The 12,690-nt window shown below is 58.7% G+C and carries 10 protein-coding genes; 6 read left to right on the forward strand and 4 right to left on the reverse strand.

From position 1 onward, the window contains the following. The first annotated feature begins 36 nt into the window (after positions 1-36). Genes IPN92_04645 through IPN92_04670 form a run of 6 tightly spaced genes read left to right on the forward strand, consistent with a single transcriptional unit; the run spans position 37 to position 8,210 of the window. Positions 37-1,158, forward strand: a complete 1,122-nt coding sequence (locus IPN92_04645; GenBank protein MBK8637590.1) for a restriction endonuclease subunit S — start codon at positions 37-39, stop codon at positions 1,156-1,158. After that, positions 1,155-2,384 (forward strand): DUF4297 domain-containing protein, encoded by a 1,230-nt coding sequence (locus IPN92_04650; protein ID MBK8637591.1) that lies wholly within the window; start codon positions 1,155-1,157, stop codon positions 2,382-2,384. Before IPN92_04645 ends, IPN92_04650 begins: the two co-directional genes overlap by 4 nt. Then, the gene (locus IPN92_04655) at positions 2,381-2,935 is read left to right on the forward strand and encodes a hypothetical protein (GenBank protein MBK8637592.1); all 555 of its coding nucleotides are present in this window, start codon (positions 2,381-2,383) and stop codon (positions 2,933-2,935) included. Before IPN92_04650 ends, IPN92_04655 begins: the two co-directional genes overlap by 4 nt. Beyond that, positions 2,932-4,911, forward strand: coding sequence for a hypothetical protein (locus tag IPN92_04660; protein MBK8637593.1), 1,980 nt, complete (start codon positions 2,932-2,934; stop codon positions 4,909-4,911). The genes IPN92_04655 and IPN92_04660 overlap by 4 nt, the downstream gene beginning before the upstream one ends. Positions 4,912-4,914: 3 nt before the next feature. Beyond that, complete coding sequence (locus IPN92_04665) at positions 4,915-7,902, forward strand: HsdR family type I site-specific deoxyribonuclease (GenBank protein ID MBK8637594.1); 2,988 nt, start codon at positions 4,915-4,917, stop codon at positions 7,900-7,902. Continuing rightward, positions 7,899-8,210 carry a M48 family metallopeptidase gene (locus IPN92_04670; protein MBK8637595.1) on the forward strand — a complete coding sequence of 104 codons (312 nt, stop codon included), beginning with the start codon at positions 7,899-7,901 and terminating at the stop codon, positions 8,208-8,210. The genes IPN92_04665 and IPN92_04670 overlap by 4 nt, the downstream gene beginning before the upstream one ends. 127 nt (positions 8,211-8,337) lie before the next feature. Here IPN92_04670 and IPN92_04675 read toward each other — a convergent pair whose 3' ends face one another. From IPN92_04675 to IPN92_04690, 4 genes are all read right to left on the reverse strand, one after another. Beyond that, positions 8,338-9,192 carry a pentapeptide repeat-containing protein gene (locus tag IPN92_04675; protein MBK8637596.1) on the reverse strand — a complete coding sequence of 285 codons (855 nt, stop codon included), beginning with the start codon at positions 9,190-9,192 and terminating at the stop codon, positions 8,338-8,340. A 39-nt stretch (positions 9,193-9,231) separates the two neighbouring features. After that, positions 9,232-10,404: a PQQ-like beta-propeller repeat protein gene (locus tag IPN92_04680; protein ID MBK8637597.1), complete on the reverse strand. Its 1,173-nt coding sequence runs from the start codon at positions 10,402-10,404 to the stop codon at positions 9,232-9,234. After that, the gene (locus IPN92_04685) at positions 10,395-11,219 is read right to left on the reverse strand and encodes a hypothetical protein (protein MBK8637598.1); all 825 of its coding nucleotides are present in this window, start codon (positions 11,217-11,219) and stop codon (positions 10,395-10,397) included. Before IPN92_04685 ends, IPN92_04680 begins: the two co-directional genes overlap by 10 nt. A gap of 175 nt (positions 11,220-11,394) precedes the next feature. After that, complete coding sequence (locus tag IPN92_04690) at positions 11,395-12,471, reverse strand: hypothetical protein (protein ID MBK8637599.1); 1,077 nt, start codon at positions 12,469-12,471, stop codon at positions 11,395-11,397. Positions 12,472-12,690: the final 219 nt, after the last annotated feature.

Raw genomic sequence — 12,690 nt, forward strand, 5'->3', positions numbered from 1 at the left:
CAAGATCTTGAAGAAAACTCTGGAGAAGATCGGGGTATGAGCGATTCCGTTCCAAGTGGCTGGTCAAAGGTGGAGTTCGACAACTTCACGACGCTCCAGCGTGGCAAAGACCTAACCAAAGCAGAATTTCGCGAGGGAACCGTCCCAGTCGCCGGATCGAACGGAGTCATTGGCTATCACGACACCGCGATAGCAAAAGCGCCGGGTATTACTGTCGGGCGAAGTGGTTCAGCCGGGAAAGTCACCGTCTACGAGGAAGATTTTTGGCCACATAACACATCCCTGTATGTCCGTGATTTCCACGGCAACGATCCCTACTTCGCCGGTTTCCTCCTCGGCTCGCTGAATCTCGCACGGTTCAAGACCGGTGCGTCTGTTCCGACGCTTGATCGCAATTCGTTCAAAACGTTGCCTGTGCTTGTCCCCCCACTCCCCGAGCAGAAGAAGATCGCGCACATCCTTTCGACGGTGCAGCGGGCGATCGAAGCGCAAGAGCGGATCATTCAGACCACCACCGAGCTGAAAAAGGCCCTCATGCACAAGCTCTTCACCGAAGGCCTCCGCAACGAACCCCAAAAACAAACCGAAATCGGCCTCGTCCCCGAGAGCTGGGAGTTGGTGCCGCTGGGTGAACTCGTCAATTTTACGACCGGGAAGCTGAATTCGAATGCTGCAGTCGAAGATGGTGAGTATCCATTTTTCACATGCTCTAAGGAAACGTTTTGGATCGACCACTACGCTTTCGACACCGAAGCAATTCTTCTTTCAGGGAACAATGCGCAGGCAATCTATTCCGTGAAACACTACGAGGGGAAGTTCAATGCTTACCAGAGAACTTACGTCATAACAGTTAAGGACACGGCTCGGATTTCTTATCGATTCTTGTCCCAAATGCTTTCTCGGAGTTTGGAAAGGCTACGCACAATCTCGATTGGTAGTTCAACTAAATACCTGACCCTCGGGCTCCTCCTCAATCTCCCCGTGGCGATCCCGCCATACGCCGCCGGCGTTAAAATTGGCGATTGGTTGAATACAACAGATCAGAAGATCAAAGAGCACGAAGCAAAACGGAAACTGCTCCAAGACCTCTTCCGCACCCTCCTCCACGAACTGATGACCGCGAAGACGCGCGTTCCCAAACTCCAGATCGACGCATGAGCAGCCCCATCGATTCCCGTGACGAATCTGATCCTGGTGACGAAGTCATCAGGAAGTTCCGTTATCAGCACGCATACGGAGTTATTCTTTCCGTCATGATGATCAAGAAGGATCGCCCTTACCGTGCAATTTGGTGTGAGCAGCACGAGGACTTATTGGCTGAACGGAATGACGATAGGTTTGATGCGATTCAAGTCAAAACTCGGAAAGCGGAAACTGGCACGTGGAATATTTCAGATGAAGCTTTCGTCAAAAGCGTCACCCGCTTCATCGATTTAAACATCAAGTTCCCTGGGCAAATCAGGCGATTCTATTTTGTTTCCAACGCCGATTATTCCAATTCAGATTCGAAAAAGAGTTCACATCTGAGTCCAGTGAAGCTCCTCGCAGCCGTGAGGAGTGTTGGCACCCAAAGAGAGCTAAGCTGTGATGCCGCAAAAGGATTCGCGGCTTTAGCGAAGGCGACTGGCCGCACCGAAGATGCGCTATTTTTGGTTCTGAAACATGTTGAACTTGTCAATGGACCAACTGAGAGCGCTTTCGAGGATGAAATTTGCCAAAGCCATCTTCCGAGCATCAAGGAGTGCCAAGGATTAACTCCCAAGTCGCTTGCTAGGGTTTTGAATTCACTAGTCAGCTTGATGGAGCGAGCCGCCGATGTGCAGTGCTCGGATCCAATGAGGCACTGTATCGGCATCAATTCATCTGACGAGGATGATCCAGTTCTTCTGGGGAAGAGAATTCTCGCAGAAGATATTATTCTTACGATTCGAGAAGCCTGTGATCTCGGAGTTCAATATCCCGAAGAGCTCGCAACTTTGCATCTGAATCCCGGGGAGGCCACTCGTAGTGTTCTAAGGAAGAAGATGGAACGAGGAGGGTTATGGGCGCAATTCGAAGCAATGCGCAGGAAAGCCATAACTGCCGAATATGCTCTTTTGGAGGTTGCTTCAAGATCTGCGGATGGAAAACAGAAGATTTCCCAAGTCGAGAACGTCGTGTTGTCGGAGTGTGCCGAAGCCAGCCTGCGAGTTGGCGCTGAAGCCAACCCGCTAGGACCCCCGATGCTCATCAATGTCCAAGATCGATTAAAGCGGATAGCAAGGGAAGCTCCTTCAAAAGTGAACTATCAACCTTACGAAGTGTTGGTAGGTGTAGCCGGATTGCTTACCGATGCTTGCCAAGTCTGGTGGAGTGAAAAATTTGAATTGGAGGGCGATCAATGAGTTTAAAGACGATTCATCTCGCGGCAGATATCGAGAATTCGGATGAGTTCCATCTCTCTCGATTGCTTCTTCTCCTTAGGGCCTGTGGAAAGCGAAGCAACAAGCCTGTCGATGGGATTATGAAGCTAGCTAAACTCGACTTCCTGCTGCGTTACCCTAATTGTCTCGTGCGGGTGCTTAAGGCGCTCAACAAAGGCGATCTTGCTGCGCACATCAGCGAGGAAGAACGCAATACGATTGAGGCTCGGATGATCAGGTTTCGATTTGGGCCTTGGGACGAGCGTTACAGAAGGTGGATCGGCCTCTTGGTCGCTAAGCGTTTGGCGCATACATACGTTGAAGGGCGCACCGTTAAAGTTGTTCTGACCGACAGTGGACTTGAGCTGGCTGAGAGCCTCGCCCAAAAAGAAGAGTTTCAGGATCTGGCAGCTCGAAGCACGATCATATCGACTGCAGTCGGCAGCTATAACGCCACAAAACTGAAAGACTTCGTCTACAAAGTTTTCCCGGAAATAGCCACGATGAAGTGGGGGGAGGAGATCGAGTTATGAAATTTGTGATAAAGGAACTGCACGTTAGCTTCAAGAAGAGCAAAGAGACGATTGAGTTTACGGACTTCAACTATTTCTACGGCCCGATGGGCGCTGGAAAATCGACGATCGCGAGATTGGTTGATTTTTGCCTCGGCGGGCACCTCGGTGAAGCGGAGATGACCCCAGCGCTGCAGTCTGAGTTTGTGTCTGCAAGTTTGTCACTAACGGTTGAGGATACTGAGTTATTCCTAAGGCGTGATTCTGGAGCCAACCTCATTCGAGCCAATTGGATACACGAAGGGGAACCTGTTGAAGTAATGATTCCGGCTCGTTCGGGCGACGGTGAAGTAATACCGCAATCTGGAATCGAGGTGCTTTCTGACTTAATTTACGTACTGGGGGGCAGAACGCCTCCGAAGGTTAGGAAAAGCAAAATCAAGGACGATTCTGATCTGGCTAGACTAAGTTTGCGGGATCTCCTCTGGTATTGCTACCTCGACCAAGATTCAATGGACAGTAGCTTCTTTCATCTGGAAGCAGACGCACATCCGCACAAAAGACTAAAAAGTCGCGATGTTCTTCGTTTTCTTGTCGGGTTCTATCAAGAACAAGTCTCTGAGCTTGAGGTGAAACTCGAGGTTCAACACTCAGAGAGATTGAAGTGCGAAGCAGGAGCACAAGCGATCAAAGAAGCCCTCAGCGAAGCAGACATAGCGACAGAAGTGGAGCTTGCCGGAATTCGACAGAGTCTTGAGCGAAAGCTTTCTGACGTGGAGAGCTCGATTGTATCGATACGCGCGGATGTCGGTTCTACTAAGCCACATGCAATGGAGGGCCTCCAATCTCAGGCCCGAGCCCTTGCCGAGGAGGCATCTGCAATTGAACAAGCATCTCGCGAACTAAGAGAAGTTTTGGGTAGAGACCGGTCTCATCGAAACGAACTACTTTCGCTTTCCACTCGTTTTCGGCGGTGCCAATCTGCGCGGGAGGTTCTCAGTGGAGTCTGTTTTGAAGATTGCCCCCAATGCGGCAGGGATCTTCCCCCGAGAGCAAGCGATGAGTGTCCGGTCTGCGGGCAGATTCATTCAAAAGATCCGACCGGAAGTCTAGACGAAGCTAGCGCTGAAAAGGATATGGATGCACGTGTCACGGAGCTAAATGACTTAATCCGACGGCACGAAACAGCTCTACGGAAAAGCGATCGGGTGATTAGGGAAATTCGGGAACGAAAATCTTCTGTTGATAGCGAGTTAAATCGTGTCGCTCGGGATTACGATTCTGCCTATCTTTCAGCTGCTCTTGAATCGGAGAAACAAAGGGCTGCGATTCGGCAGCAACTGTCGGACTTGTCCAGAATAGCGATTTTGGTCCAAAGAATCGGCGAATTGAACGAAAAAGTTGAACGGCTGATTGTGGAAGAACGCAGCACGAGATCAGCACTCAAGGAAGCAAGAGAGAAGGCGGAAAGGGACACTCAGAATCTGAGTCGTCTCAAGACTCTGTTTCTCGACTGTCTGTTGCGTGCGAAGTTATCTGGGTTCTACACTGATGACTGTGTGGAAATGAAGTCTCCTCATTTTTTGCCAGAGGTGACTTCAGCTGGTAGTGGAGATTTAGCCGTCACCTCTTTCAGTAACCTTGGTAGCGGCGGAAAGAAGACCTTGTTCAAGTGTTGTTTCGCGGTTGCCGTGCATCGTCTTGCGTCGGAAATTGGCGCGCTTCTCCCGTCTATTTTGATCATCGACTCGCCGATGAAAAACACGAGTGAGCGGCAGAATCGAGACCAGTTTGAGGGCTTCATAAATATGCTTTACGACCTGTCTCAGACTGAACTAGCGGACACCCAATTTGTGGTGGTCGACAAAGAGCTTTTTGCACCGCCCGGCCAATATTCACGTGCGTTTTCCTCCCGCCAAATGCAGCCAAATGAGCGAGGAAAGGATCCGAAGACAAATCCGCACCCACCTTTGATTCCATATCATCAAGACAAGTAGGCTATGCCCACACCCGGAGAGCACAAAACCGTCCAAGCCCGAATCCTCGCCTACGCCGAGGCCATCGGCTGGACGATTGTGTCCCGCGAGGAAGCCGAGCGGCGGCGCGGGTTTGAACCGCAGATGGCGCAGATGGGCGCAGATGCAGAACCTCAAATAGTTCATCTGCGTAAATCTGCGAAATCTGCGGTTAAGTGCTTTTCGGACGGCAAGGGCTTATCCCTGTTCTTCGACGACCTGCTTGACGCCAAGCTGCGGGAATTCAACCCGCGCTACGCCGAGGCCGAGGGCGCCTTGCTCGGGCAGTTTCGCCATCTGCACACCGACATCTACGGCAACCGCGAATTCGTCGAACACCTGCGCAACCGGGGCAAGTTCTTCGACCACGAGGAGAAGCGTGAGCGCGACCTGATCCTGATCGATTACGACGACCCGGCGAGGAACGTCTACGAGGTCACCGAGGAGTGGGCCTTTCACAATGGCCACTACGGCACGCGGGTGGATATCGTCTTTCTCATCAACGGTATCCCGGTGCTGGTGATCGAGTGCAAGAACGCCAACAAGGACGAGGCGATTGCCCTGGGGGTGGACCAGATCCGCCGTTACCACCGCGAGACGCCCGAGCTGTTCGTGTCGCAGCAGTTGTTTACCGCCACCGACGCCATCGGCTTTTCCTACGGGGTGAGCTGGAACACGGTGCGGCGGAACATCTTCAACTGGAAGGATGAGGAGGTCGGCAAGCTGGAGGCCAAGGTGAAGAGCTTCTGCGCCATCCCGCAGGTGCTCGCCTTCCTGAAGGACTACATCGTCTTTGCCGAGAAGGACGAGGAGCTGAACAAATACATCCTGCGCCAGCACCAGACCGGCGCGGTGGATGCTGCCGTCAGCCGCGCCCTCGATCCCGGGCGCACGCGCGGCCTCGTCTGGCACACCCAGGGCAGCGGCAAGACCTTCACCATGATCAAGGCGGCCGAGCGGTTGTTTCGCGCCCCCGGGGCGGACAAGCCCACCGTGCTGCTGATGATCGACCGCAACGAGCTGGAAGACCAGATGCTCAAGAACCTCGCCGCGCTCGGCCTGGGCAATCTGGAACACGCCAGCAGCATCGCCCGGCTCAACCAGCTCCTGCGCGACGACTACCGGGGCATCATCGTGACGATGATCCACAAGTTCCGCGACATGCCGGCGGACCTGAACACGCGGAAGAACATCTACGTTCTCATCGACGAAGCCCACCGCACCACCGGCGGCGACCTCGGCAACTTCCTGATGGCTGGCCTGCCGAACGCGACCTTCCTCGGCTTTACCGGCACGCCGGTGGACAAGACGGCGTATGGCAAGGGCACCTTCAAGACCTTCGGCTGCGAGGACGACCAGGGCTATCTGCACAAGTATTCCATCGCCGACAGCATCGAGGACGGCACCACGCTGCCGCTCTACTACCAGCTTGCCCCCAATGAAATGCTCGTGCCGCACGAGACGCTGGACAAGGAGTTCCTGTCGCTGGCCGAAGCCGAAGGCGTGGCCGATATCGAGGAGCTGAACAAGATCCTCGAACGGGCGGTGAACCTGAAGAACTTCCTCAAGGGCAAGGAGCGCATCCAAAAGGTGGCGAAGTTCGTCGCCGACCACTACCGCGAGAACGTCGAGCCGCTCGGTTACAAGGCCTTCCTTGTCGGCGTGGACCGCGAGGCCTGCGCCCACTACAAGCACGCACTCGATCAGTTCCTGCCGCCCGAGTATTCCGAGGTTGTTTACACCGGCAACAACAACGACTCGGCCCTGCTGAAGGAATTCCACCTCGACCCCAAGAAGGAGCGGCAGATCCGCAAGAGCTTCGGCAAGCTCGATCAGCAGCCGAAGATTCTCATCGTCACCGAGAAACTGCTCACCGGCTTCGACGCGCCCGTGCTCTACGCCATGTATCTCGACAAGCCGATGCGCGACCACACCCTGCTGCAGGCCATCGCCCGGGTGAACCGCCCCTATGAGAACGAGGCGCAGGAGATGGTGAAGCCTCACGGCTTCGTCCTCGATTTCGTCGGCATCTTCGACAAGCTTGAAAAGGCCCTCGCCTTCGACAGCGACGAGATCAACGCCATCGTCAAGGATCTTAAGCTCCTGAAGGTGCTGTTCAAGAACAAGATGGAGACCAAGGCCCCGGAATATCTCGGCCTGATCGAGCGCAACTTCAACGACAAGGACGTCGACACCCTCATCGAGCACTTTCGCAACCCGGAGCGGCGAAAGGAGTTCTTCAAGGAGTACAAAGAGCTGGAGATGCTCTACGAGATCATCTCGCCGGATGCGTTTCTGCGGCCGTTCATCGACGACTATGCGACGCTGAGCGCCATCTATCAGGTGGTTCGCAACGCCTACAGGCGGCGAGTCTATGTGGACCGGGACTTCCAAAAGAAGACCAACGCGCTGGTGCAGAAGCACATCGGGGCATCCATGGCCGATCCCGCGGCTGAATATGTGGTGATCGACCGCAGCACGATTGAGACCATCAAGCTCAGGGACGAAGGCAAGGCCACGAAAGTGATCAACCTGATCAAGGCCATCCAGAAAGAAGCCGAGGAAAGGAGCGACGATCCCTTCCTGCTCACCATGGCGGACCGGGCGAAAGCCGTGCAGGAGGCCTTCGAGGCCCGGCAAGACAGCACCGAGAAGGCGCTGGAGGAATTGTTTGCCGCAATCGCGAAGAACGAAGAACGCAAGAAGGAGCAGGCGGCCAAAGGACTGGACAGCCTGACCTATTTCATGATGTCCACGTTCACCGACGAGGGTATCCCGAACGCCGAGAAGGTGGCCGGGAAGGTGCGGGAAGCCTTCGAGAAGCACCCGAACTGGAAGACGGGCGAGGCGGAGATGCGGGAAGCGCGCAAGCAGGTAACCTTCGCGATTTTCTCCGAAGAGGATGACCTGAACAAGGTGACTGCCACCGTGGATGCGCTGTTCACGCTGCTGCGAAGGATGTACAAGGGGTGAAGCGCTGGCGCGACAGGGAGGAGTTCAAAGCCCGCGTGCTTGAATGGGCCACCAAGTTCGACGTGAAAGCGCGCGCCATCTACATCCGTCCCATGCGCCACAAATGGGCCTCCTGCTCCACGGCGGGCACCTTGAGCTTCAACGATGAATTGATCGGCATGGACAAGCCGCTCGGTGATTACGTCATCGTCCACGAACTGCTCCACTTCGCCGTGCCGAACCACGGCAAGCTGTGGAAAATGCTGATGCGTGCGCACCTGGGGGATTATGAGCAGCTGGAGCGGAGGTTGGCGGACGGAGCTGATTGACTCACCCCCTGCTGGCGTTCAGCGACCACCTTGCCGCCCTGATCCCGCCGCCGCGCCTGGCCACCACTGCCTACGGGCGCGACGTTGGAATTCCTATCCCCTCCCTATTCCCTGGTAGGGCGCCCCCTTAGCGCAGGTTTTTCTTGTAGGGTGGGATGGCGGCGTTGCGGGCCTTGGAAAAGTTGGCGAATTCCATGGTGACGCTGGCCAGTTCCACGGCGGAAAAGTCGGCGTCGGTGACATTGGCACGGTGGAGGATGGACCCGCCCAGTACGGCGCTGGTGAAATTGACGCCGGTCAGGTTGGCGTTACGCAGGTTGGTGTCCTGGGCCGAGATATTGCGGAGATCGGCGCCGCTCAGGTCCGCGCCCTCCAGATTGGCCAGGTTAATGACGCTGAAGCCGTCCCCGTAGCGGCTGGAGAGGTCGGCCCCGCGGAGATTGGCCTTGGCCAGGTTGGCATCATTGAGGTGGCTGTCGCGCAGATCCGCGCCCTCCAGATTGACCTCGCGCAGGTTCGCCTGGATGAAGAGGGTTTTGCGGGCCTTGATCCGCGTCAGGTCGGCACCCAGGAAATCGGCGCCACGCAGATCGGCGCCATCCAGCGTCGCCTCGCGGAGATTGGCGTCGTGGGCCGCTACCCGGCGGAGATCCGCCCCCTCCAACCGGGCTTCGGACAGGTCCGCGCGGCTCAGCTCGGCCGAGCGCGAGGGGCTATCGGCACCCAGCCGGGCACGGCGCAGGTCGGCACCCCGCAGGCTGGCCCCCGCCAGATGGGCGGCCACCAGGTTGGCGCCCTGGAGCTGGGCCCCGCTCAAGTCGGCCCCGGTGAGATCGCTATATTCCAGATTGGCGCCGTTCAGATCCTGACCGCTCAGGTCGGCCCCCGCCAGGTCCATATCCCGCAGGTCCTCTCCCGCCAGGCTGGTTCCCCCCAGTTCCGCCAGTATCGCGCCAGTTACCTTGTGTTTAATCAGGATCACGTCCGGGCTCTCCGCTTGTGTGGTTTGTTAATTCTTAGTCTAGTTCAGATTGTCCGGGAGGGGCTGGCGCCCGGTCACTCCAGAGCCTGGCGTTTGCACCTCCGGCCCGGGGATATCGCCCATGGCCAGGAGCCACAGGTCCCCGTCATGGCCGCCCACTACCACCTCCTGGGTCGTTAGCGGCAGCACAAAGGGCCGGGCGGGCGCGGGCAGGCGGTAGCGGGCGATTTCCTCACCCTGGCTTTGATCCAGAATATGTAGGACATGGGCGAGATCAAGGGCATAAAGTCGCCCGTCCTGGCTGGTCAATTCCGCCATCAGGGACGCCCAGTCATGGGGGCCACCCCGATAGCCCGTGGTCTGATGGCGCCAGCGCACCTCGCCGGAATGAATGTCGATGGCGTACAGCCAGCCCGTGGGAGACCAGAGGAAGGCCGTGTCGCCGGCGACATGGTGGGAATTGATGAAGTTGCCGGCGCCGAAGGTCCAGAGGAGGGTGCCGCTGGTCAGATCGATACCGTAGAGTTTCTCGGTGTAGCCGCCCGCGACCAGGATATGGCCCGCGATCTGGAGTTGACGCAGGTATTGCCAATCCTCGCTGCGATTCAGGACCCAGCGGGGCTGGCCGTTCGTCCGGTCCAGGGCGTAGAGGCGCCCATCGCCGGGCCCGATCAGGACGGTGTCGTCCGTGGCGACCGGGGCATAGCTGATCTGGGTATCGGCGATGGCGGCGAAGCGCCAACGCGGGTCGCCGCTGGCCAGGTCGAGGGCCAGCAGTTCGTGGCCATCGCCCAGGCAGAGGGTATCGCCCGCCAGGCAGGGTACGCCCAGTTGACGGAGGGCGGCGCGGCGCCAGAGGGGCTCGCCCGTCTCCAAATCCCAGGCCCCGACCTCGCGCCGGCCCGCGCAGATAGCGATGCCCGCCGCGGCCCGGGGGCGGAAGACGGCCCCCTCCGGGAGTTGGTGGGGTCGGACCCAGAGCGGCGTCGCGGCGCTGGGATCCAACAGCCCCAGGGTCTCTTCACCCGCGAAGAGGATACGACCCCCGATCAAGGCCGCCGGTGCCAGATGTTGATTGCCAGTTGCCCAGCGTCGCGGAAGTCGCGCCTCGCCCGCGGGCGGTATCCCGGGGCGGTCGGCCCGCGCGAGGAGGGGGGCGCCGACTAACCCCAGGCCGAGCCCTTGCAGCCAGCGGCGCCGGGTTAGCTGCAACTCGCCCCCTGCTCGATCCAGCGCAGCAGGATGAGGGTGTTGGGATGATCGCGATCCGCGGTCGGGGGAATGCCCGGGGGCATGCGGTCCTCCACCAGATGCTGGTAGAGGCCGCTCTCCAGCGGCTGGCCCGGGATGACGACCGGGGTGGCCTTATCCACGCCCTTGGCCACGGAATCGGCACCCAGCATGATGCCCTCATGGCTGGTCAGGTCGAGTTCGTGAAAACTGGGCGGCTCCTGGTTAGACATGTGGCAGGTGGTACAGGAGGGGGTGTCGGCGGCGAAGGCGTTATCGGTCTTGAATAGCGGCTGGACCTCCTTTTTGAAATGCTCGTCCTTCTTGGCGCCGGCCTGGATCCAGTTGAAGACGGTGGTGATGTTCCGATCATTGGGCTTGGCGCTGAAATGCACCCCGAGCGGCATACGGTTGTTACGCATGCGTCGGCCGAGGATGCTCTTCTTGGCGGGTTGGCCTGGGGCGAAGATGGGACGCACCGGCGGCTCGGTCGAGCCGGCCTTGATCCCCTCGCAGGTCGAGAGGTTCAGGCCGCGATAGCTCTTGGCGGGATCGCTGGAGGAATGGCAGATGATGCAGGCGGCGCCTTGGCCGAAGGCATTCGGGGTGCGCATCAGGGTGGCGATGTAGTCGTAGGGAATAGGGATATTGCGGCCGAGGATCAGCATATCCACGGCGGCGTCGTCGCCTTCCAGGCGGATGCGGCCCTGGCGCAGGTCCTCGACCCATTGAGCCGATGCCGAAGCCTTATGATGATGTTCGTCATGGTCTCGGTCATCATGATCCTTGGCCAGCAGGCCGGGGCTGGTAAGAGCAGTCCCCGCCGCCAACAGCAGCAGGGCCAGGGGACACCCGAGGCGGGCAGGCGTCAGGGAGGGGCTTGGTTTCATCTGATTGTCCATGAGTCCTGAATGTGTCTCGTCCCTATTCTAAGGGCAAGCCGCCCGCCATGCCGATCCAGAACCCTCGGCCTCAGGCCGCCCGCATCCCGAGTTGGGGGGCCAGGAAGCTGTCCAGCCGCGCGATGGTCTGGTCCAGGGCTGGCATCTCGGCGCGCGGGCAGCGGATCAGGGTGATGACGCGCCGGCTGGAGGGGGTAGTGCATTCCAGCAGGGACAGCTCATGGGCTGGCGCCGTCGTGTAAGCCTCCTGCTTGATGCCCAGCCGGTCCACCCGCAACGCCGCCGGCGCCAGCCGCAACTGGTCCTCGGGCGTCGCGAAGGCGTCGCGGACCTGTTCCAGCATGTCCTCCAGGCGGAGCCGGGGACCACCCAGCGCCGCCAGGGCGTTTGCCGTCTCCGCCAGGGCCAGTTCCACGGCCGCGATCTTGGCTTGGAGATCGGGGTTCTCCACCAGCTCCTTGCTTTGGGCGCGCAGGCTGCGTAACCGGACCTCCCGGATTTGGCGCTCCCGCTCCAGGCCCTCGCGGTGGCCCTGGCAGGTTGCCAGTTGTTCCCGCGCCAGGCCGATGAAGAGTTGCAGGGCGCAGCGCTTGGCCTCCTCGCTCAACTCCGCCTCCGTCGCCGCTGGGCCCAGGATGAGGGGGTCGACAAAGCCGATACTGGTCTGGGCCACATCCCGCCGCACCCGGTCTTCCTGGAGGCTGATGCCGTAAACCTGCTTCTCCTCGCGGGTCGAGGTCATGATGGCAAAGGCCTGGGTTACCCCTGGCTGACGCTTGAAAAAATCCTGGAGGACCCGGGCGCGCCCCAGGAAGGCCGGCAAGTCGGCGGCCGAGGCAAAGAAGGCGTTGATATGGGGATCCCGCTGCCAGGCCGCGCGGCTCAGTTCGACGGGGGGCGGCAAGCGGTCGATCAGGTCGGCGATGTAGCCGAGGGTGCGCTCCACCGCTGGCCCCAGTTCCCGGTCGTAACCGCTCAGGGCGCGCAGCTTGGGCTCGGTCCCCGACACGACCTCCTCGATCGCCTCGGCGCGGGACAGGGCCCGCTCCCGTTCCCAGTTCCGTACCGTACGCCGCTCCAGCCGCCAGCCGTTCAGGCGTTGTAACAGGCCCCGCGCGGGGTAGCCCGAGTTTTCTTTGCCATTCATCCGTCGCTTGCTCCTCTTGGTGGCGTCAAACCCCGAGTAGCGATACGGCGTTACCCGTGACACGGGTACCTGCCTGTACAGAGCCGGGGGATCTTATTATTTTGGAGTCCGATGACTGGGGCGCTCTTACCGGCGCCCTCTGCCTGCTATCCAAGCACAAAATTGAGAATTGTCATCAAAAATTTTGTTTATGGGGGGACGGGGGCGCTGCCCTGCTAG

The organism is Chromatiaceae bacterium, from assembly GCA_016714645.1.
GTDB lineage: Bacteria > Pseudomonadota > Gammaproteobacteria > Chromatiales > Chromatiaceae > M0108.

What these genes read in the sequence shown, in the direction of transcription:
- IPN92_04690 (MBK8637599.1), bottom strand. Translation starts at nt 12,471, where the DNA reads ATGAATGGCAAAGAAAACTCGGGCTACCCCGCGCGGGGCCTGTTACAA.
- IPN92_04645 (MBK8637590.1), top strand. Translation starts at nt 37, where the DNA reads ATGAGCGATTCCGTTCCAAGTGGCTGGTCAAAGGTGGAGTTCGACAAC.
- IPN92_04660 (MBK8637593.1), top strand. Translation starts at nt 2,932, where the DNA reads ATGAAATTTGTGATAAAGGAACTGCACGTTAGCTTCAAGAAGAGCAAA.
- IPN92_04665 (MBK8637594.1), top strand. Translation starts at nt 4,915, where the DNA reads ATGCCCACACCCGGAGAGCACAAAACCGTCCAAGCCCGAATCCTCGCC.
- IPN92_04650 (MBK8637591.1), top strand. Translation starts at nt 1,155, where the DNA reads ATGAGCAGCCCCATCGATTCCCGTGACGAATCTGATCCTGGTGACGAA.
- IPN92_04655 (MBK8637592.1), top strand. Translation starts at nt 2,381, where the DNA reads ATGAGTTTAAAGACGATTCATCTCGCGGCAGATATCGAGAATTCGGAT.